Below are 19,048 nucleotides of genomic sequence, written 5' to 3' on the forward strand. Positions count from 1 at the left end.
GCGGGTTCGTTCCTTACTTCTTCTCCAACGCGGCGGTCACGGTCTGGTACAGCTCGGCCCACGCGGTCTCGAACTTCTCGACACCCTCACGCTCGAGGACGGCGAACACGTCGTTGAGGTCGACGCCCGAGGCAACGACGTCGGCGAGGACCTGACGGGCAGATTCGTAGGATTCGGTCACTGCCGTCCCGGGGGCACCGTGGTCGGCGTACGCCTCCATGGTCTTCTCGGGCATCGTGTTGACGGTGTCCGCAGCGATGAGCTCGGCGATGTAGAGCGTGTCGGGGTAGTCGGGGTTCTTCACCCCGGTAGATGCCCATAGCGGGCGCTGCTTGCGTGCGCCCTTGGCCTCCAGCGCGGCCCAACGCTCTGAGGTGAACACCTTCTCGAACTCCTCATAGGCAAGCTGGGCGTTCGCGACACCGGCCTTGCCCCGCAGCGCCGCAGCCGAGTCACCGAGCCGCGCGTCGATCTCGGTATCGACCCGGCTGACGAAGAACGACGCGACCGACTCCAGGCCATCGAGTGAGCCGCCGGCGGCAATCCTCTGCTCCAGGCCGGCGAGGTAGGCCTCGATCACCTGCCGGTAACGCTCGATCGAGAAGATCAGCGTGACGTTGACGCTGATACCCGCTGCGATCGTCGCCGTGATCGCGGGGATTCCTTCATCCGTGGCCGGGATCTTGATGAACAGGTTCGGCCGGTCCACCATCCACCACAGCAACTTCGCCTCTGCGACAGTTTTCGCTTCGTCATGTGCGGAGCGAGGATCGACCTCGATCGAAACGCGGCCGTCTGTCCCACCCGTCGCGTCGGCGATCGGCCGGAGCACATCGCACGCCGCCCGCACATCTCGCGTGGTGATGGAGCGGACGGTCTCGTCGACGGTGAGCCCTAACGTGGCGCTGTCGGAGAGCTGTTCGTCGTACTGGTCAGATCCGCTGATCGCAGCCTGGAAGATCGACGGGTTCGTGGTCACGCCGACGACTGACCGTTCCTCGGCCAGCGCCTTCAGACCGCCTCCGGTGATTCGCTCTCGCGACAGGTCGTCGAACCATACGGCGACCCCACGTTCGGACAGGTCTTTCAGGTTCGCGTTCGTGCTCATCGGCCTCGCTTCTCCAAACTCTGTCTAGGATGCGTCCGCGCCGGCGGCGCGAATGCTGTCGCGCGCCGCGCTGACGACGGCTTCGGTGGTGAATCCGAACTTCTCGAACAGCACGCCCGCGGCGGCCGACGCACCAAAGTGCTCGATCGCGACGGCACGGCCGGCCTCGCCGAGCAGGCGGTACCAGGGCATCGCCGTGCCGGCCTCAACGCTGACGCGAGCCCGGATGGCCGGTGGCAATACGGCATCGCGGTACTCGACATCCTGCGCATCAAACCACTCCAGGCAGGGCATCGAGACCACGCGAGCGGCTACACCCTCGGCGGCGAGTGCCTCAGCCGCCTGGACAGCCAGGTGTAACTCTGAGCCAGTCCCGATCAGGATGACATCGGGGGTGCCCTCGGTGTCCTTCAGGACGTAGCCGCCCCGCGAGACGAGGTCTGCCGAGGCGAGGACCGAGCGGTCGAGGGTTGGCACGGCCTGGCGTGATAGGGCCAGACCCGCGGGGCGGTCGGTGTGCTCGAGCACTGCGCGCCATGCGGCCGCGGTCTCGTTAGCGTCACCGGGGCGTACGACGTCCAGCCCGGGGATCGCGCGTAGCGCAGCGAGGTGCTCGATCGGCTGGTGGGTCGGACCGTCCTCGCCGAGTCCGACCGAGTCATGCGTCCACACGTAGGTCACCGGCAGTTGCATCAGGGCCGCGAGGCGGACCGCGGGTCGCATGTAGTCGGAGAACACCAGGAAGGTGCCGCCATACGGACGGGTGCCGCCGTGTAGCGCGATGCCGTTGAGGATGTTGCCCATCGCGTGCTCGCGGACGCCGAAGTGCAGCGTACGGCCGAACGGATTCCCCGGGAACGCGGTGGACTGCCGATCCTCTGGCAGGAACGACGGTTCGCCGTCCATCGTGGTGTTGTTCGAACCCGCGAGGTCGGCCGAACCGCCCCACAGTTCGGGCAGTACGGGAGCCAGCGCGCCCAGCACCTTGCCGGATGCGGCACGGGTGGCCAAGCCCTTGGGATCCGCATCGAACGTCGGGAGCGCATCGCTCCAGCCCGCCGGTAGGGAGCGGGTGCGCAGGCGCTGCAACAGTTCAGCGCGTTCCGGGTTCGCGGTGCGCCATGCGTCGAATTCGCGCTCCCACGCCTCGTGTGCGGCACGACCGCGATCAACGGCGCCACGGGCGTGCGCCAGCACGTCCTCCGGTACATCGAACGACTTTTGCGGATCCAGACCCAGCACGGTTTTCGTCGCGGCGACCTCTTCAGCGCCCAGCGCGGCGCCGTGCGAGGCGCCGGTGTTCTGCATCGTCGGTGCCGGCCACGCGATGATCGTGCGTAACTTGATGAACGAAGGGCGATCGGTGACCCGCTTGGCCTCGTTGATCGCGTCCTCGAGCGATTGCAGATTTTCCTGGTACCCGTCTGCGGTCGTCCAGTCCACGTTCAGCACGTGCCACCCCAGCGCCTCGTACCGGGCGGAGACGTCTTCGGTGAACGCGATCGACGTGTCGTCCTCGATCGAGATGTGGTTGTCGTCGTAGAGCACGACGAGGTTGCCCAACCGCTGCGTTCCGGCGATCGAGCACGCCTCGTTGGTCACGCCCTCCTGGACGTCGCCGTCGGAGGCAATCACGAAAATGTGGTGATCGAACGGGCTTTGCCCGGGCGCGGTATCGGGGTCGAGCAGACCGCGCTCGCGACGCGCCGCCATCGCCATTCCCACCGATGCGGCGAGCCCGGATCCGAGCGGCCCGGTGGTGATCTCCACACCGCTGGTGTGCCCATGTTCGGGGTGGCCAGGCGTGAGTGAACCCCAGGTGCGCAGAGCCTCAAGGTCGGCCAGTTCAAGGCCGAATCCCGCGAGGTAGAGCTGCACGTAGAGCGTGAGGCTGGAGTGACCGGCCGAGAGCACGAACCTGTCACGCCCCATCCAGTCGGGATCGCTGGGGTCGTGTCGCATCGCGCGCTGGAACAGGTAGTAAGCGGCGGGCGCGAGGCTCATCGCGGTGCCAGGGTGCCCGTTGCCGACCTTCTGGACCGCGTCCATCGCGAGGGCACGGGCGGTATCAATGGCCCGCCGGTCGAGGTCGGACCAGCCCTCCGGCAAGACCATGGGCGGGACGCTGCGGTCGGTCACAGCTGGGCTCCTTTGTTCATCTCTGGTCAGCGGGCGCAGATTTCCGCGGCGCCGCTCCCAGCCTAGTCCGGCGACGTGGGCGTTCCCGAACCGATCGGCTTCGGTTCGGTGAATCGAACGCGATTCGCCTCACAGGAATGTGCTCCGCGTGAGGGGTCACACTGTGCCGGTCGGTGCTGTTGGCGAGTGGTACGGGCTAGACTTGCACGCTGGCGCGCTATTTTTCTTGTTGCGCGCGATCTACGAACCTCTAGTAGAAGAGCGAACCCCCGTGCAACTCATCGTCTCGGCCAGGCAGCGCCCTTGTGCGCTCGCATGCGAGGCGACCGCATGAGCACGAAGACGATCGGTGCAGCGCCCCAATCCGAACCGCGTGGGAGCGCTCTGGATGTAGTGCGGGCATACGTTGCGCTGACGAAACCACGCATCATCGAGCAGCTGTTGATTACGACGGTGCCCGCGATGATGTTGGCCGCCGGGGGAGTGGGCAGTGTCTGGCTGATCGTGCAAACGTTGGTCGGCGGCATGTTGTCGGCCGGTTCGGCCAACTCGTTGAACTGTTACGTCGATCGCGATATCGATTCGGTGATGCACCGAACTCGCCGCCGACCGCTGGTGCGGCACGTGGTGGCGCCACGCAATGCGTTGGTGTTCGGTGTCGTGCTGGGTGTGCTCTCAACGGCAGTCTTCTGGTACTACACGACGCCGATGGCCACCGTGCTCAACGTGGTGGCGATCCTGCTGTACGTGGTCCTGTACACCATGATTCTCAAGCGGCGTACGTCGCAGAACATCGTGTGGGGCGGTGCGGCGGGCTGTATGCCGGTGTTGATCGGCTGGGCCGCGGTGACTGGAGATATCGCGTTAGCTCCGGTCATGATGTTCTTGGTGATCTTCTTCTGGACGCCGCCACACTTCTGGGCGTTGGCGATCAAGTACAAGGACGATTACGCGGCCGCGGGTGTACCGATGCTCCCGGTTGTTGCGAAGCCCCAGACCGTTACGGCGCAGATGCTGGGGCACGCGATCGCGATGGTGGCGTGTTCGGTGCTGCTGTGGCCGATCGCTACCGGGCCGGTGTACGGCGTGACAGTCACTGTGCTGGGCGCGTGGTTCTTGCTGGAAACCATCAAACTGCACGTGCAGACTGTCCGCGGTGCGCAGATCCGTCCTATGCGGGTGTTCCACATGTCGAACACCTACCTGACCTTGGTCTTCGTGCTGATCGCCGTCGACGCCGTTCTATAGACGGATCTGCACCTTTCACTCGTGGCGCATCCGTCACGTGTCGGCCACGTGCCATTCACCGTGTGCATAGCGTAAAGGAGCATCATCGTCGCCACGGCAATTGACGTGAGGGGGCAGTGTGGTGCGCGGCGAGGCGACGTCCCAACACATTTCGGCGATCCGCGATGCCCTCGCAGCGTTGTCGGCAGCGCCGATGCGGTTACCGAGCGTGCCATCCGCGCCATCGTTGGTCAGTAGACACGAGGAGGCCGTCCTCGCGGCCCGCCGACGGGTGGAGCTACTGCTGGAGCGGCTCGCGGCGATCGAGTCTCGCACCGGCGTACGTCGCCGCTAGCGGGTCTCGACACGGCGTGCCCGTCGTGCAGGCCGAACGCTATTCTGGTGCTATGACCGACGCAACCGCCGCCGACGAATCGGCCATCGTCCCCGCTCACGAGTCCGAGGAAGCTTCGACGGCCGCAAAGCGGCTCGGTCGGTTTGCATCGGCGCACGGCGGTGCGAAGTTCGTCTACGTCGAGCACATTTCGGCCTTCCGCAGTCGCATCGTCGTCGTTGCCGAGGACGGGCGCTATGGCGATCAGGTCGTTGGTTCGCACGAGACTGCGATGACGGCATGTGCGAGCGCGGGTTTTGACGTTCTCGAGGGCGAATGGGATCGCGACGCCGTGGGTGCGGTGCGCACCACCGGTTACGAGTGGGGCTTGATGGGCCGCGGGCGCACCGCCGGCAAGTAAGGCGCTGCAGTCGGCGAGCAAACAGATCGCGGATTCCACGTGAACTCCTGGCCGAACCGTCTCTGAGTGGCAGGTCAGCGCCTAGCCTGTTCAGTACAGCCCCTGTCACGGGGTTCGGGACGCTAGGAGAGCGACGTGAGCGCGTACACCCGGGTCCGACCGACGGCGAGCCGCAGTTCGTGGTGCGACGCTTCGGATGCTGTAGGCGATACCGAGGCTGCCGCGCACGGTTGGGAGCGGTTGGCCGATCTGCTCGACGTGCTGGTCGATGAGTACGAGCACCACCTCGGTACGGACGCCGACGCGATCGCCGCGCAGGCGGCATTAACCGACGTGCTGGACGGCTTCGATGTCGTCTCGGCGTCCGCCAGGCGCAACGCAGAGGTGCTCGATGATCTCGCGGTCGATCTGACCCTCGCGCACGCGCGGATGGCCGCTATCGGGCGCGAATCAGAAAACCTGAACGAACCGACTGCGTCGCGGCACTCGATGGCGCGGGCGGATCGTGAAGTGCAGCATCCGCTCGACGGCAGTATCGGTGAAGCGCGCGACCGTCTGAGGATCGCCGGCTAGAGCGACTCCGCCGGCTGCGCCATCTCGGAGCGCTCGGCCTGTCGAGCGCCGCCGAGGCGGACGTACCGAATTTCTTCGGCGACATAGGTAACGCAGGCCATCAGCACTGCCGCGAGCAAAAGATGTATGGCTACAAGTGCTTCAGGCAGGTTCGTGAAGTACTGGACATAGCCCACGACACCTTGAGCTAGTTCGACACCCACCATTGCCCAGGCGGCGCGTCGCAGCCTGTCGGCTCGCACGATGTAGCTGATGACCAGCACCGTGATGCTGATGCCGATCAGCAGGAAGACGGCGTCGGCGTGCAACTGAGATACGAATGCCGGGTCGAATCCGGTACGGCCGGCTTCGGGATCACCGGAATGCGGACCGGAGCCAGTGACGACGGTGCCGGCGGCGAGCGTGAGGTACGTGCTACCCAGCAGGATTCGGGCCAGCCAATGCATCGGTTTACTGGCGTACTCCGGCACCACTCGGTCGAGATTGCGGGCGCGGTTGTACAGCACGCCGCACCAGTAGATGATCACCATCGTCGCCATCAAGTGCGCCATCACCGTGTACGGGTTGAGGCCGGTGAGCACGGTGATTCCGCCGATCACGGCTTGCGCCGGAATGCCGAGCCCGATCAGGAATGCCAGGCGAGACATGTCCTTGCGGCGGGGCTCCAGGCGACGGATCACCAGCCATGCTGTGAGCGCAATCAGTGCCAGGACGAAGAAGAGAGTGCGATTGAGGAATTCGATGTAGGTATGTACCGGTGCTGCGGCGTGCGGCACGATGTTGCCGTCGTTGCAGGTTGGCCACTGTGCGCACCCGAGTCCGCTGCCGGTCAGTCGTACGACGCCGCCGGTGATGACGAGGACGATGTTTGCGGTCAGGTTGGCCAGAGCCAGCCGACGCACATTGGTCGCGGAGGCAGCGGGAAGAGGAATGCGCACGCCCCTAGAGTATGCGGCCTGTGAAGTGGAATCTTGTGTCGCGCGCCACGCCAGGCCTACCATTACCTCCACCGTCCCCGACCTGGGAGCGCACCATGAAGATCAGCGAGATACTCAGCACAAAGGGCGCCGAGGTTGTCACGATGGCGCCGGATGCGACTATTCGGGACCTCGTCGACGTGATGGCCCAGCACAACATCGGAGCGGTCATCGTCAGTGCCGACGGCGAGGTAATCGAAGGCATCGTTTCTGAACGCGACGTCGTGCGCCACTTGAGCGACATTCCGTCGCTCGAGGGCACGCCGGTGCGCGCCATCATGACCGCGGTCGTACAGACCACCACGCTCGGAAATTCGGTCGATGGGCTGCGGCGGCAAATGACTGATGCGCGCGTGAGGCACGTCCCGGTGATCGAGGACGGCCGTATGGTCGGCATCGTGAGCATTGGTGACGTCGTGAAGTCGTCGATCGACGAACTTGAGTTCGAACGCGATCAACTCTCGAAGTACGTCAGTCAGTAGTTGACGTCGGCATCGGCGCACCCGGCTCTCGCTTAGGTAAGGCGAGCCTCGCTATTAGTTAGGCATGCCTGTGTCGGTGAGGTCACGAAGTCGATGGAATCGCGACACCCCACTAATTAGGTAACATGGGTGTTGTGAAAATCGCTCCAGCCGCTACCGAAGCCGTCGCCGTTCCGGCGTCCGGCGATGGTGGCACGCGCGAGCGCATCATCGGGCTGCTGCTGAATCACGGCTCGCAGACCGTCTCCGAACTCGCGGCGGCGCTGCAACTGACAGCGGCCGGCGTACGGCGACATCTGGACGTGATGCTCAACGATGGCCTGGTCGCCGAAACGTCGATCGAGGCCGGTCGGCGCGGGCGTCCAGCACGGCGCTACGCGCTCACCGACGCGGCGAGAGACGACCTACCGCACACCTATGACGATCTCGCCGTATCGGCGTTACGACACATCGCGGCGGTCGCTGGTCGTCAGTCCGTTCGTGCGTTCGCGGACGAACAGGTCGTGGGTCTGGAACAACGGTGTCGTACCGCGATGGACGGAGCTGGCGACGATCCGCTCGCTCGTGCGGAGGCACTTGCGCGCGCCTTATCGGCAGAGGGCTACGCTGCGTCGGCGGAATCGCTGGCTTCTGGGGGGCAATTGTGCCAACGACATTGCCCCGTGGCGCACGTCGCCTCCGAGTTCCCCGAACTGTGTGAGGCCGAGACTGAGGTCATCGCGCGTTTGGTCGGCAGTCACGTGCAACGGCTAGCCACCATCGCGCGCGGCGACGGGGTCTGCACCACACACGTACCAGGTACCGGGCCGCTCACGCTTAGCGCGCGTGAGCGATCCTCGACCACCTAAACAGCACAACAAACTATCCACACGTAATTCTCGAGCATTCGATAGCGAAGGAACACGAGGTTCTCTGATGACCACCACCGAAGGCGTGCAGATCACTCAGGATGAGCACATTGAGGCCCTGAGTCGGTACAACTACGGCTGGCACGATTCCGATGACGCGGGCGCGATCGCGAAGCGTGGACTGTCCGAGCAGGTAGTTCGCGAGATTTCCGCGTTGAAGAATGAGCCCGAGTGGATGCTGAATACGCGGCTCAAGGCGCTGTCCTTGTTCGACAAAAAGCCGATGCCACAGTGGGGCGCCGACCTGTCCGGAATCGACTTCGACAACATCAAGTACTTCGTCCGCTCGACCGAGAAGCAGGCGGCGAGCTGGGACGACCTGCCCGAGGACATCAAGAACACCTACGACAAGCTCGGCATCCCGGAGGCGGAAAAGCAGCGCCTCGTTGCCGGTGTCGCGGCGCAGTACGAGTCGGAGGTCGTCTACCACCAGATCCGTGAGGACCTGGAGGAGCAGGGCGTCATCTTCGTTGACACCGACACCGGACTGCGCGATTACCCAGAACTGTTCCAGGAGTACTTCGGCTCGGTCATCCCCGCCGGGGATAACAAGTTCTCCGCGCTGAACACGGCCGTATGGTCCGGTGGCTCGTTCATCTATGTGCCGAAGGGCGTACACGTCGAGATTCCGCTGCAGGCCTACTTCCGGATCAACACCGAGAACATGGGGCAGTTCGAGCGGACCTTGATCATCGTCGATGAGGACGCCTACGTGCATTACGTCGAAGGATGCACCGCGCCGATCTACTCGTCGGACTCGCTGCACTCTGCGGTCGTGGAGATCGTCGTGAAGAAGGGCGCACGCTGCCGCTACACGACTATCCAGAACTGGTCGAACAACGTGTACAACCTCGTCACCAAGCGTGCCAACGCGCACGAGGGGGCGACCATGGAATGGATCGACGGCAATATCGGCTCCAAGGTCACCATGAAGTACCCGGCCGTGTTCATGCTCGGCGAGCACGCGCGCGGTGAGGTGTTGTCGGTGGCGTTCGCCGGTGAAGGGCAGCACCAGGACGCCGGTTCGAAGATGGTGCACCTCGCGCCGCACACCTCGTCCTCGATCATCTCGAAGTCGGTCGCGCGTGGTGGCGGTCGTGCGTCGTACCGCGGATTGGTCCGGGTCAACGCTCGCGCGGCCGGTTCGTCGTCGGTCGTGAAGTGTGATGCGTTGCTGGTCGATCAGATCAGCCGTTCGGACACCTATCCGTACGTCGATATTCGAAACGACGACGTGTCGATGGGTCACGAGGCGACGGTGACGAAGGTCAGCGAAGACCAGCTGTTCTACCTCATGTCGCGTGGCATGGAGGAGGACGAAGCGATGGCGATGATCGTGCGTGGGTTCGTCGAGCCGATCGCGAAGGAACTGCCGATGGAATACGCGCTCGAGCTGAACCGCCTCATCGAACTGCAGATGGAAGGCGCGGTGGGCTAACTGCCCGCGTGGCGCGGAGGGTTGCCGCGCCGCACAGCAGTAGTTACCAGCGGCCACCACACGAGAGAAGAAGAGAATGACTGCTACCGATATCCCTGCCGTGGCGCAGGCGATCGAGACGACCGACAAGGTCCTGTCCCACCTGCACCCCGAAGGCTCCACCGACGTCGCCGATCACGCGATTCCGTCAGGGCACGAGGAGATCTGGCGATTCACCCCGATGCGCCGGATGCGCGATCTGCACAAAGATGCGGCGTTCGGCGGACAGATCGAGGTGTCGATCGAAAAGCCTGCCGAGGTTGCTGCGGAGGTCTCTGCGGCGGCTACTGACCAGCAAGGTGTCACCGGGTTCCTGCCGACAGATCGAGTGACCGCGCGCGCGTGGCATGCCGCCGACGAGGTACGCACCATCACCGTGCCCAGCGACGTCGTCCTGGATGAGCCAGTAGTCGTGCGGCACACCGGCAGCGATGCCGGTGCCGCGGTCGCGGCGCACACCGTCGTGGTCGCCGGCAAGTTCAGCAAATCGACGATCGTGTTCGACTTTCAGGGCTCGAGCACCTTGGCCGACACCGTCGAGTTCCTGGTTGAGGACGGCTCACAACTAACCGTCGTCGTTGTCGACGATTGGGCGGACGACGGTTTCCACCACTCTGCGCAGCACGCGCGGATCGGTCGTGACGCCCAGTTCAAGCACATCGCGGTGACCTTCGGCGGGGATCTCGTCCGCGCGAACACGTCCGTGTCGTACGCCGGACCAGGTGGCCAGGCAGAACTGCTGGGCATCTATTTCGCCGATGCCGGGCAGCACATCGAACACCGTCTGTTCGTCGATCACGACGCGCCAAAGACCAAGAGCAACGTCGACTACAAGGGCGCACTACAGGGTAAGGACGCGCACACCGTGTGGATCGGTGACGTTCTGATCCGCAAGGTCGCCGAAGGTATCGAGACCTACGAGGCAAACCGCAACCTGGTGCTCACCGAGGGATGCCGCGCCGATTCGGTACCGAACCTGGAGATCGAGACCGGTGAGATCGAGGGCGCCGGGCACGCCTCGACCACTGGCCGGTTTGACGACGAGCAGTTGTTCTACCTGCAGTCGCGCGGTATTCCGGCCGAGGAGGCCCGCCGACTCGTCGTACGCGGATTCTTCGCCGACATCATTCGGAAAATCGGCATCCCGTCGATCGAGGAGAAGCTCATCGAGGCCGTCGAGGTCGAGCTCGCCCGATCGAACGCCTAAGACATTCCAGCCATACATCGAAATTTTCAGGAGAACAGCAACCGTGGCAACGCTTGAGATCCGCGATCTGCACGTCAGTGTCAACACCGAAACCGGTGCCAAGCCCATTCTTAAGGGCGTCAATCTCACGATTAAGCAGGGCGAAACGCACGCCATCATGGGCCCGAACGGCTCGGGCAAGTCGACGCTGGCCTACAGCGTCGCGGGCCACCCGAAGTACACGATCACCTCAGGTGAAGTGCTGCTGGACGGAGAGGACGTCCTGGGCATGACGGTCGATGAGCGTGCCCGGGCAGGCATGTTCCTGGCGATGCAGTACCCGGTCGAGGTGCCAGGCGTGTCGGTGGCCAACTTCCTGCGCACCGCAGCCACCGCCGTACGCGGTGAGGCGCCGAAGCTGCGCACCTGGGTCAAGGAAGTCAAGGAAGCGATGACTGACCTCAAGATGGACCCCGAGTTCAGCGAGCGGTCGGTGAATGAAGGCTTCTCCGGCGGTGAGAAGAAGCGTCACGAGATTCTGCAGATGGAACTGCTGAAGCCGAAGGTCGCGATCCTCGACGAGACGGACTCGGGTCTGGATATCGACGCGCTGCGTGTCGTGTCCGAGGGAGTCAATCGGGTACACGCAGCCGGTGACACGGCGACCGTGCTGATCACGCACTACACGCGAATCCTGCGCTACGTGAAGCCGGACTACGTGCACGTGTTTGCCGGCGGCAAGGTCGTCGAGTCCGGTGGTCCGGAACTGGCTGAAGAGCTTGAGGCCAACGGTTACGAGCGTTTCGTGAACGTGGGCGCCGAGGCGTGAACACACCGGCGTCGTACGACGTGACGGAGGTCCGTAAGGATTTTCCGATCTTCTCGCGCGTCTTCGACGACGGCGTGCCGCTGGTATATCTGGATTCGGCGAACACCTCGCAGAAGCCGCAGTCGGTGATCGATGTGATGAGTGATCATTTCGCTCATCACAACGCCAATGTGGCGCGCGCCATGCATCGCCTCGGTGCGGAGTCCACCGAGGCGATGGAAGGCGCGCGGGCGCGGCTCGCTCAGTTCATCGGTGCGGCGCGGCCCGAGGAAATCGTGTTCACCAAGAACGCGTCCGAGGCGCTGAACCTGCTCGCTCGCACGATGGGCGATGTGCGAGGCGATCTCGAACTACGCGCCGGCGATGAGATCGTGATTTCCGAGATGGAACATCACTCGAATATCGTGCCCTGGCAATTGCTGGCCGAACGTACCGGTGCGGTGTTGCGGTGGTTCGAGATCACCGACGAGGGTCGTCTTGACCTCAGCGGTATCGACGAGTTGATCAATGAGCGCACCAAGATCGTGTCGATCACTCACGTGTCCAACATGTTGGGCACGATCAACCCGATCCGCGCGATCGCTGACAAGGCGCACTCCGTCGGTGCGCTGATGTTCGTTGACGCGTCGCAGGCCGTACCGCAAATGCCGTACGACGTGGCCTCGCTCGGCGCGGATGCTGTCGCGTTCACTGGTCACAAGATGCTGGGACCGACCGGTATCGGCGTGCTCTGGGCCCGGTACGACCTGCTCGATCAGCTCCCGCCGTTCCTCGGCGGCGGCGAAATGATCGAAATCGTGAAGATGAGCGGATCGACGTACGCACCTCCGCCGGCACGATTCGAAGCGGGGACTCCGCCGATCGTGCAGATCATTGGGCTCGGTGCTGCGGTGGACTACCTCGAGAATCTGGGGATGAACGCGGTTGCTGAGCACGAGCGTGAGTTGACGGCGTACACGCTTGATGCGCTGCAGACGGTGAAGGGCGTGCGCATTCTGGGCCCGACCACGACTGAAGATCGTGGGGGAGCGGTGAGTTTCGAACTCGCCGAGGTGCACCCGCACGACGTCGGGCAGATCCTCGATTCACACGGGGTCGCTATCCGTGGTGGGCATCACTGCGCGCGACCGGTGCACGAACGATACGGTGTGGCCGCGTCGAATCGCGTGTCGCCCTATCTTTATTCGACGACCGCGGAAATAGATGTGCTCATCGAGGGGTTAGAGAAGGTCAAGGCCTTCTTCCGCGTGAGCTACTAGGAGCATTTGGTGCAGGTTGAGTCGATGTACCAGGAAATCATCCTGGATCACTACAAGAACCCGCAGGGCAAAGGGCTGCGCGAGCCTTTTGGCGGCGAGGCTCATCACGTCAACCCGTCGTGTGGCGACGAGGTGACGTTGCGTGTGCAGCTATCGGATGACGGCACTGTCGTCGATGATGTGTCGTACGACGGGGTCGGCTGCTCCATCAGCCAAGCGTCGGTGTCGGTACTGCACGAACTCGTCACCGGCCGCTCCGTCGACGATGCGTTTGAGAAGATGTCGGCATTTACCGAACTCATGCAGAGCAAGGGAGCGGCCGAACCGGACGAGGATGTGCTGGAGGACGGCGTGGCGTTCGTCGGCGTCGCGAAGTTCCCATCCAGAATCAAATGTGCGTTGCTGGGTTGGATGGCTTTCAAAGACGCCGCAGCGCGCGCGGGTGCTGCCGTACCAGAGGGGAAGTAAGACATGTCCGAGGATACGAAAACAGCGAAGCTCGACGATCTGGAAGAGGCACTGCGCGACGTAGTTGATCCTGAGCTCGGGATCAACGTGGTCGACCTCGGCCTGGTCTACGGCATGGACATCGACGACAGTGACGTCGCGACGGTCGATATGACCCTGACGTCCGCTGCCTGTCCGCTGACTGACGTGATCGAAGAGCAGGTCAACCAGGCCGTCACCGGCGGTCCCGGCCCTGGGTTGTGTGCTGACGTCAAGATCAACTGGGTCTGGATGCCGCCGTGGTCGATGGACAAGATCACTGACGATGGTCGCGAGCAATTACGCGCACTCGGTTTCAACATCTAACCCGAGGTGGCGTTCCGTTCGTCCGACAGGTCATTCCTTCGGCTGCCCGAGAAGATCCTGTCGCCCGTTCGCTCGCTCGCGGTTCGCATCGGAATCGCGCTGCTGTTGGTGGCTATCGTGGTCTTCGCGGTATACATCGATCGAGATGGATATCGAGACGTCGATGATGCGGGCGTGGACCTGCTGGATGCGGTGTATTACACGACAGTGACGATGACGACCACCGGATACGGCGACATCACGCCGGTGTCGGACTCCGCGCGCATGGTGAATATCGTGCTGATTACCCCGCTGCGCGTCATGTTCCTGATCCTGCTGGTCGGGACCACGTTGGAAGTGTTGGCTAGTCAGGGACGCGAGCGTGTTCGTCTGGCTCGCTGGAGGAAGCACATGCACAAGCACGTCGTCGTGGTCGGATACGGCACGAAAGGCCGCTCCGCCGTCTCCACCTTGCTGAGCACCGGCAAGGATGCCGATCACATCTTGGTGATTGATCCTTCCGATCAAGCGACCCGTCAGGCGCAGGCCGATGGTGTCGCATCGATCGTCGGTGATGGCTCGCGGCGCGAAGTACTCGAGCGTGCGCACGTAGCGGACGCCGAGAAAATCATCATCACCGCCAACCGCGACGACACCGCTGTGCTGGTCACGTTGACCGCACGCCAACTCAATGCGGACGCGCACATCATTGCGGCTGTACGCGAGCAGAGCAACGTTCACCTGTTGCGGCAGAGCGGCGCGGACAATGTGGTGACATCCTCGGATTCGATCGGCCGGATGTTGGCCATCGCGTCGATAAATCCCGGCCTGGCGGATGTTCTCGATGACTTGCTCAGCCCCGGCGAAGGCCTCGAAGTTACCGGCCGCCCGGTGCATCCGGACGAGGTAGGACGTTCGCCGAAGTGGTGTTCGGATCAGGTGATGGCCGTCCTACGTGGCGGTCAGCGATACCGGTTCTACGACGATGAGGTCGCCTCGTTGCTGCCGAACGACACGCTCATCGTCGTCCGCGACGGTTCACGGCACCGGCCCCCGCCCGAATAGCGGGCGGCCAGAGCCAATGACGGCTCGGTGATCGCCGAGCCGCTGTCTCAGAATGCGCTCAACACAAGGCCCGGTGGCAACATGACGAGCACTATCGCGGCGATGATCATCGCCGCGGCGAAGTAACCCTGCGCTTGACGAGTCCGTAGCAATTGCGTGCGACGTACCCGCCACAGCAACGCCGCGGCAACAGCGGCGCCGGCGAGGAGCGTGATCAGCGTGACGGCCAGGTTGGCGTCATACGCGATATGCAGCGAGAGAAACACCGCGACCCCGATCAGCAGTCCGAATCCGGCCGATCGCGGTGCGAGCCATCGATTGATCAGCATGCCACCTCCCTAAGCTCCGTGCGGCACTTTACACTCGGTGCGATGTCCTTCCTTGATCCGTATGCTGCCGGGGACCCGAACCCCGATGAACTGAACCCGTACTTCGTGCACTTGTGCGCGGCGGGGGCGGCTGCATGCGGTATCACCTGGATGTTCCTGGACAACCTGATGGTGCGCATCGTGCTCGCGGCGATCCTCATTGGGCTACTGACGGCCATCGCGGTGCGCGGCGTCACTCAAGTCGATCCGGATGCTCCAGCCGCGCACGAGCGTGAGGGCGCGACCCGCGCGGTGGGCCCTGGCTTGAATCAGCCGCTGGTGCGACTGCCCAAATCCCTCCGCGACTAACGACGCCGCGCTTGCCAACAATTCAATGGCCTGGCGCCTCGCCATGGACCGACTGACCTGTCGACTGGCCCGGATGGTCCTGCAGCAGGCGTCCGGATCGTGTCGCGAAGCACCGCGCGTACCCGGAAAGTCGGTGGACGAACCACCTAGAATGGATTGGTTCCCCTGGTGCCGAAATGAGTGAGCCTTGCCGTGATCAATGCCGAGAAGATCGAACTGCGCGCCGGCGCACGCGTATTGATCTCGGACGCGACTATGCGGGTGCTACCTGGCGACCGGATCGGGCTCGTGGGACGCAACGGGGCGGGAAAGACCACGACGCTACGCATGTTGTCCGGCGAGTCATTGCCCGGCGCGGGCCAGGTGCAACGCAAGGGGACTTTGGGCTACTTACCGCAGGACCCTAAGAGCGGCGACCTGACGGTTACCGCGCGCGACCGGGTGCTGTCAGCTCGGGGCCTGGACGAACTCATGCGCAAGATGGCGGAGTTGTCCGAAAAAATGGGCGAGGCCGACGGCGATGAGCGGGACCGGATGATCAATCGGTATTCGCGCCTCGAGGATCAGTTCGCGGCCAACGGTGGATACGCCGCTGAGAGCGAAGCCGCGCAGATCTGTTCCAACCTTGGTCTGCCCGATCGGGTTTTAGGACAGGAACTCAGCACGCTGTCCGGTGGTCAGCGCCGCCGCGTCGAGCTCGCGCGAATCCTGTTCTCCGGAGCGGACACCCTGCTGCTGGACGAACCGACCAACCACCTTGACGCTGACTCGATCGGCTGGCTGCGTGATTTTCTACGTCGGCACGACGGCGGGCTGATCGTGATCAGTCACGATGTCGAATTGCTCGACGCCGTCGTGAACAAGGTATGGCTGCTGGATGCCAACCGCGCGGTGATGGATATCTACAACGTGGGCTGGAAGGAATACCTCAAGCAGCGCGAGGTCGACGAAAAGCGTCGTAAGCGCGAGCGCGCGAATGCGGAGAAGAAGGCCGGTGCGCTGCTGTCACAGGCCGACAAGATGCGTGCCAAGGCGACGAAAGCTGTCGCCGCTCAGAACATGATCCGCCGTGCGGAGGCGATGCTGGCCGGGCTCGAGGATGAGATCGTGCACGATCGTGTTGCGCGCGTCCGGTTCCCCGATCCGGCACCGGCCGGTCGTACGCCGCTGACCGCGAAGGAACTCTCCAAAAGCTACGGATCGCTGGAGATCTTCACGGATGTGGACCTCGCGGTCGACCGTGGTGCGCGCGTGGTGATCCTCGGGCTGAACGGTGCCGGTAAGACGACTCTGTTGAAGTTGTTGTTCGGAATTGAGCAACCCGATACCGGAGAAGTGCTGCACGGTCACGGGTTGCGCCTCGGCTACTTCGCGCAGGAGCACGACACGCTGGATCCAACGGCGAGCGTGCTGGAGAACATCACCCGCGCCGCGCCCGACGCCGTGAGCACCGATCTCCGCAAGATTCTCGGTGCCTTCCTCTTCTCCGGCGATTCCGTCGATCAACCGGCGGGCACCTTGTCCGGCGGCGAGAAGACTCGTCTCGTTCTAGCCAGCCTCGTCTCCAGCGGCGCTAACGTGCTGCTGCTGGACGAACCGACCAACAACCTGGATCCGGCTTCCCGGGAGCAGGTTCTGGATGCGCTGCGCAGTTATGCCGGCGCGATCATCTTGGTCTCGCACGATGAAGGGGCCGTACGCGCGTTGAACCCGGAGAAGGTGATCCTGCTGCCGGACGGCGTCGAGGACAACTGGTCCGAGGACCTGGCGGACCTCATCTCGCTGGCCTAGGCCGGACACCGTCCAGCGCGCATCCGCCGCTGCGCTGAGGGCGGTCGGGACGCTGCAACTACACCAGAAGTGCAGCCGCCAGCGCCACACCGAGTCCGCACCCGGCAGTGAGCACCATCGATACCGTGGCGGGACCGTCGGGGGTCTCTGCGGCACGGGGCGGCGCTGAGGCGGCGACACTGAGCAGCGGAACCCACACGGCGGCCGCCGGCAGTATCCCGAGCGCGACCGGCCGGGTGATCATGGCCAGCACAGCGGCGACAACGCCAGTGATCATGATGGGCCATGACGGTGTGCCGCGTACTTTTCGCAGCGACTCACGCAGGCTGGGGCCGCCGATCGCGGCCACGATCACGGCGGCCGCGACCGCGCCCGCCGCGAGTGCCTCACTTCGATCTAAGCGGAATGCGGATGCCTCTCCGAACTCTTGGGGCCATGACCAGCCGAGTACGCCCCACGTCAACAACAGCGTCGCCAATGCGCCGAGTCCGGCGACCAGAATCATCAACGACCTGCGTCGCAAGAAGTACACACACAACATGCCGACCCCCGCGGCTGTCCCCGCGAATCCGGCGAGCGCACTGGCAACCAGCAATACACCGGAGGCCAGGCCGAGTCCCGTCGACCACAGCAATCCACGGCCGCGTTCGCTCGCCATCGCGCTCAACGCGAGGACGCCGCTGACAGATAGCACGGATAGTACGAGAGCGCCGTCAGCGACAAAGCTGGCAACGGGACTGAGCGCGAGGACCGGGGCGAGGCGGCGGGCCTGAATTCCTCCGGACAATGACTGCACCGCAGCGTTCAACAGTACGCATGCGGCCGCAGCACACGCGCCGACAATCAGCGGGGCTAGCCAGCCGGCGAGGTCGTTAACGTCGTGCAGCCAGGTACTGAGCGCGTTGCCGAGCGAGGTGCCCACTTCGGTGCCGTCATAGACCACGCCGCGAGTGCTCAGCAGGCACGCCGTCCAGGTCGTTGCGGTGGCCGCACACGCGATTTGAAGAACCGGCCAGGAACACCGCATCAGCCAATCGCGCGCCGCCAACGCGCCGCACGCGATGGCAGCCGCCGGCAGCACGAGCCACGGTCGGCCGTTGGCCCCGACCAACCTGAGCGCGTCGGCGGAAAGCTCCGCGTCCTCAGACAGTAGGACGAGCCCGGCCACCGTAAACAGCAGCAAGGTGGACCACACGACGATATCGGCACGTACCCGCCCGCGCATGGTGCAACCTCTTCTCTGGTCCGGCCGCGGCGTCTTGCGTCGTCGCGGTGCTCGGCGGCGCCGATTATCGTATGGGAGCCGCGGTTCGGGTGGGGGTAGGTGACCGCGACAGATCAGTCACGCCCGCGCGCCACCAGGCGCCGCGCTCCCGCCCCCTCGGCCGCCAACGCATCACCAGGATTCGTATACGGGCAGGCGGTCAGCGAGAGACAACCGCAGCCGATGCAGTTGGCGAGGTTGTCGCGTAAGCCGACGAGTCGCGCGATGCGCTCATCGAGGTCGGCGCGCCAGAGCCGAGCCAGGCGTGCCCAGTCGCGTTTCGACGGCGGCCGCTCGTGCGGCAGTTCGTCCAATGCCGACCGGATCCGCGCCAGGCTAATCCCGCATGTTTGCGACGCCCGGATAAACGCGACCAGACGTAACGTGTCGCGCCGATATTCGCGTCTGTTCCCTGAGGTGCGGCGAGAGGTAATCAGGCCCAGTTCCTCGTAGTAGTGCAGCGTCGACACAGCCACTCCAGCGCGGTGCGCGAGTTCACCCGGCTTGAGCCACGTCGTGATGGCGGAATCGTTCGACAT

Annotated in this window: 21 protein-coding genes; 15 read left to right on the forward strand and 6 right to left on the reverse strand. The window is 64.0% G+C overall.

Annotated elements, in window-relative coordinates:
• Window positions 1-13: 13 nt before the first annotated feature.
• Window positions 14-1,108: a transaldolase gene (gene tal, locus E1H16_RS08545; RefSeq protein ID WP_134323271.1), complete on the reverse strand. Its 1,095-nt coding sequence runs from the start codon at window positions 1,106-1,108 to the stop codon at window positions 14-16.
• Between the two features lie 24 nt (window positions 1,109-1,132).
• Window positions 1,133-3,247 (reverse strand): transketolase, encoded by a 2,115-nt coding sequence (gene tkt, locus E1H16_RS08550; protein WP_243837793.1) that lies wholly within the window; start codon window positions 3,245-3,247, stop codon window positions 1,133-1,135.
• Between the two features lie 330 nt (window positions 3,248-3,577).
• On the opposite strand from tkt, the gene E1H16_RS08555 reads away from it, so the two are divergent.
• The 4 genes from E1H16_RS08555 (at window position 3,578) to E1H16_RS08570 (ending at window position 5,802) form a co-directional block, all read left to right on the forward strand.
• Window positions 3,578-4,495, forward strand: coding sequence for a heme o synthase (locus tag E1H16_RS08555; RefSeq protein ID WP_134323272.1), 918 nt, complete (start codon window positions 3,578-3,580; stop codon window positions 4,493-4,495).
• 118 nt (window positions 4,496-4,613) lie between these two features.
• Window positions 4,614-4,829: a hypothetical protein gene (locus E1H16_RS08560; protein ID WP_134323273.1), complete on the forward strand. Its 216-nt coding sequence runs from the start codon at window positions 4,614-4,616 to the stop codon at window positions 4,827-4,829.
• A 52-nt stretch (window positions 4,830-4,881) separates the two neighbouring features.
• Window positions 4,882-5,229: a hypothetical protein gene (locus E1H16_RS08565; protein WP_134323274.1), complete on the forward strand. Its 348-nt coding sequence runs from the start codon at window positions 4,882-4,884 to the stop codon at window positions 5,227-5,229.
• A gap of 135 nt (window positions 5,230-5,364) precedes the next feature.
• Window positions 5,365-5,802, forward strand: coding sequence for a hypothetical protein (locus E1H16_RS08570; protein ID WP_134323275.1), 438 nt, complete (start codon window positions 5,365-5,367; stop codon window positions 5,800-5,802).
• Here the strand turns inward: E1H16_RS08570 and E1H16_RS08575 are convergent.
• A complete protein-coding gene (locus E1H16_RS08575; protein ID WP_208378936.1) occupies window positions 5,799-6,740 on the reverse strand; it encodes a COX15/CtaA family protein in 942 nt (313 codons plus the stop codon). The two genes, E1H16_RS08570 and E1H16_RS08575, sit on opposite strands and share 4 nt — an antisense overlap.
• A 95-nt stretch (window positions 6,741-6,835) precedes the next feature.
• Between E1H16_RS08575 and E1H16_RS08580 the strand changes: the two genes are divergently transcribed.
• From E1H16_RS08580 to E1H16_RS08620, 9 genes are all read left to right on the forward strand, one after another.
• Complete coding sequence (locus tag E1H16_RS08580) at window positions 6,836-7,261, forward strand: CBS domain-containing protein (RefSeq protein WP_134323276.1); 426 nt, start codon at window positions 6,836-6,838, stop codon at window positions 7,259-7,261.
• A gap of 134 nt (window positions 7,262-7,395) precedes the next feature.
• Window positions 7,396-8,109 carry a helix-turn-helix transcriptional regulator gene (locus E1H16_RS08585; RefSeq protein WP_243837794.1) on the forward strand — a complete coding sequence of 238 codons (714 nt, stop codon included), beginning with the start codon at window positions 7,396-7,398 and terminating at the stop codon, window positions 8,107-8,109.
• A gap of 67 nt (window positions 8,110-8,176) precedes the next feature.
• Window positions 8,177-9,607 (forward strand): Fe-S cluster assembly protein SufB, encoded by a 1,431-nt coding sequence (gene sufB, locus E1H16_RS08590; RefSeq protein WP_134323278.1) that lies wholly within the window; start codon window positions 8,177-8,179, stop codon window positions 9,605-9,607.
• A gap of 76 nt (window positions 9,608-9,683) precedes the next feature.
• The gene (gene sufD / locus E1H16_RS08595) at window positions 9,684-10,853 is read left to right on the forward strand and encodes a Fe-S cluster assembly protein SufD (RefSeq protein ID WP_134323279.1); all 1,170 of its coding nucleotides are present in this window, start codon (window positions 9,684-9,686) and stop codon (window positions 10,851-10,853) included.
• 43 nt (window positions 10,854-10,896) lie between these two features.
• Window positions 10,897-11,661, forward strand: a complete 765-nt coding sequence (sufC, locus tag E1H16_RS08600) for a Fe-S cluster assembly ATPase SufC (RefSeq protein ID WP_134323280.1) — start codon at window positions 10,897-10,899, stop codon at window positions 11,659-11,661.
• On the forward strand, window positions 11,658-12,920 hold the full coding sequence (locus E1H16_RS08605; protein ID WP_134323281.1) for an aminotransferase class V-fold PLP-dependent enzyme: 1,263 nt from the start codon (window positions 11,658-11,660) through the stop codon (window positions 12,918-12,920). Before sufC ends, E1H16_RS08605 begins: the two co-directional genes overlap by 4 nt.
• Before the next feature lie 9 nt (window positions 12,921-12,929).
• Window positions 12,930-13,388 carry a Fe-S cluster assembly sulfur transfer protein SufU gene (gene sufU / locus E1H16_RS08610; protein ID WP_134323282.1) on the forward strand — a complete coding sequence of 153 codons (459 nt, stop codon included), beginning with the start codon at window positions 12,930-12,932 and terminating at the stop codon, window positions 13,386-13,388.
• Window positions 13,389-13,391: 3 nt separating this feature from the next.
• Window positions 13,392-13,733 carry a metal-sulfur cluster assembly factor gene (locus E1H16_RS08615; protein WP_134323283.1) on the forward strand — a complete coding sequence of 114 codons (342 nt, stop codon included), beginning with the start codon at window positions 13,392-13,394 and terminating at the stop codon, window positions 13,731-13,733.
• A 6-nt stretch (window positions 13,734-13,739) separates the two neighbouring features.
• Window positions 13,740-14,777 carry a potassium channel family protein gene (locus E1H16_RS08620; protein WP_208378937.1) on the forward strand — a complete coding sequence of 346 codons (1,038 nt, stop codon included), beginning with the start codon at window positions 13,740-13,742 and terminating at the stop codon, window positions 14,775-14,777.
• A 47-nt stretch (window positions 14,778-14,824) separates the two neighbouring features.
• Here the strand turns inward: E1H16_RS08620 and E1H16_RS08625 are convergent, their stop codons facing one another.
• Complete coding sequence (locus E1H16_RS08625) at window positions 14,825-15,106, reverse strand: hypothetical protein (protein ID WP_134323284.1); 282 nt, start codon at window positions 15,104-15,106, stop codon at window positions 14,825-14,827.
• Between the two features lie 42 nt (window positions 15,107-15,148).
• On the opposite strand from E1H16_RS08625, the gene E1H16_RS08630 reads away from it, so the two are divergent.
• Together E1H16_RS08630 and E1H16_RS08635 are read left to right on the forward strand one after the other, a co-directional pair.
• Window positions 15,149-15,454 carry a hypothetical protein gene (locus E1H16_RS08630; protein ID WP_134323285.1) on the forward strand — a complete coding sequence of 102 codons (306 nt, stop codon included), beginning with the start codon at window positions 15,149-15,151 and terminating at the stop codon, window positions 15,452-15,454.
• Window positions 15,455-15,634: 180 nt separating this feature from the next.
• Window positions 15,635-17,245 (forward strand): ABC-F family ATP-binding cassette domain-containing protein, encoded by a 1,611-nt coding sequence (locus E1H16_RS08635; protein WP_279586364.1) that lies wholly within the window; start codon window positions 15,635-15,637, stop codon window positions 17,243-17,245.
• A gap of 58 nt (window positions 17,246-17,303) precedes the next feature.
• Here the strand turns inward: E1H16_RS08635 and E1H16_RS08640 are convergent, their stop codons facing one another.
• Together E1H16_RS08640 and soxR are read right to left on the reverse strand one after the other, a co-directional pair.
• The gene (locus E1H16_RS08640) at window positions 17,304-18,470 is read right to left on the reverse strand and encodes a hypothetical protein (protein WP_134323286.1); all 1,167 of its coding nucleotides are present in this window, start codon (window positions 18,468-18,470) and stop codon (window positions 17,304-17,306) included.
• Window positions 18,471-18,583: 113 nt separating this feature from the next.
• Window positions 18,584-19,048 carry a redox-sensitive transcriptional activator SoxR gene (gene soxR / locus E1H16_RS08645; protein WP_134323287.1) on the reverse strand — a complete coding sequence of 155 codons (465 nt, stop codon included), beginning with the start codon at window positions 19,046-19,048 and terminating at the stop codon, window positions 18,584-18,586.

The organism is Cumulibacter soli, from assembly GCF_004382795.1.
Lineage (GTDB): Bacteria > Actinomycetota > Actinomycetes > Mycobacteriales > Antricoccaceae > Cumulibacter > Cumulibacter soli.

What these genes read in the sequence shown, in the direction of transcription:
- tal (WP_134323271.1), bottom strand. Translation starts at nt 1,108, where the DNA reads ATGAGCACGAACGCGAACCTGAAAGACCTGTCCGAACGTGGGGTCGCC.
- E1H16_RS08555 (WP_134323272.1), top strand. Translation starts at nt 3,578, where the DNA reads ATGAGCACGAAGACGATCGGTGCAGCGCCCCAATCCGAACCGCGTGGG.
- E1H16_RS08565 (WP_134323274.1), top strand. Translation starts at nt 4,882, where the DNA reads ATGACCGACGCAACCGCCGCCGACGAATCGGCCATCGTCCCCGCTCAC.
- E1H16_RS08580 (WP_134323276.1), top strand. Translation starts at nt 6,836, where the DNA reads ATGAAGATCAGCGAGATACTCAGCACAAAGGGCGCCGAGGTTGTCACG.
- sufB (WP_134323278.1), top strand. Translation starts at nt 8,177, where the DNA reads ATGACCACCACCGAAGGCGTGCAGATCACTCAGGATGAGCACATTGAG.
- sufD (WP_134323279.1), top strand. Translation starts at nt 9,684, where the DNA reads ATGACTGCTACCGATATCCCTGCCGTGGCGCAGGCGATCGAGACGACC.
- E1H16_RS08615 (WP_134323283.1), top strand. Translation starts at nt 13,392, where the DNA reads ATGTCCGAGGATACGAAAACAGCGAAGCTCGACGATCTGGAAGAGGCA.
- E1H16_RS08625 (WP_134323284.1), bottom strand. Translation starts at nt 15,106, where the DNA reads ATGCTGATCAATCGATGGCTCGCACCGCGATCGGCCGGATTCGGACTG.
- E1H16_RS08630 (WP_134323285.1), top strand. Translation starts at nt 15,149, where the DNA reads ATGTCCTTCCTTGATCCGTATGCTGCCGGGGACCCGAACCCCGATGAA.
- E1H16_RS08640 (WP_134323286.1), bottom strand. Translation starts at nt 18,470, where the DNA reads ATGCGCGGGCGGGTACGTGCCGATATCGTCGTGTGGTCCACCTTGCTG.
- soxR (WP_134323287.1), bottom strand. Translation starts at nt 19,048, where the DNA reads ATGTCGAACGATTCCGCCATCACGACGTGGCTCAAGCCGGGTGAACTC.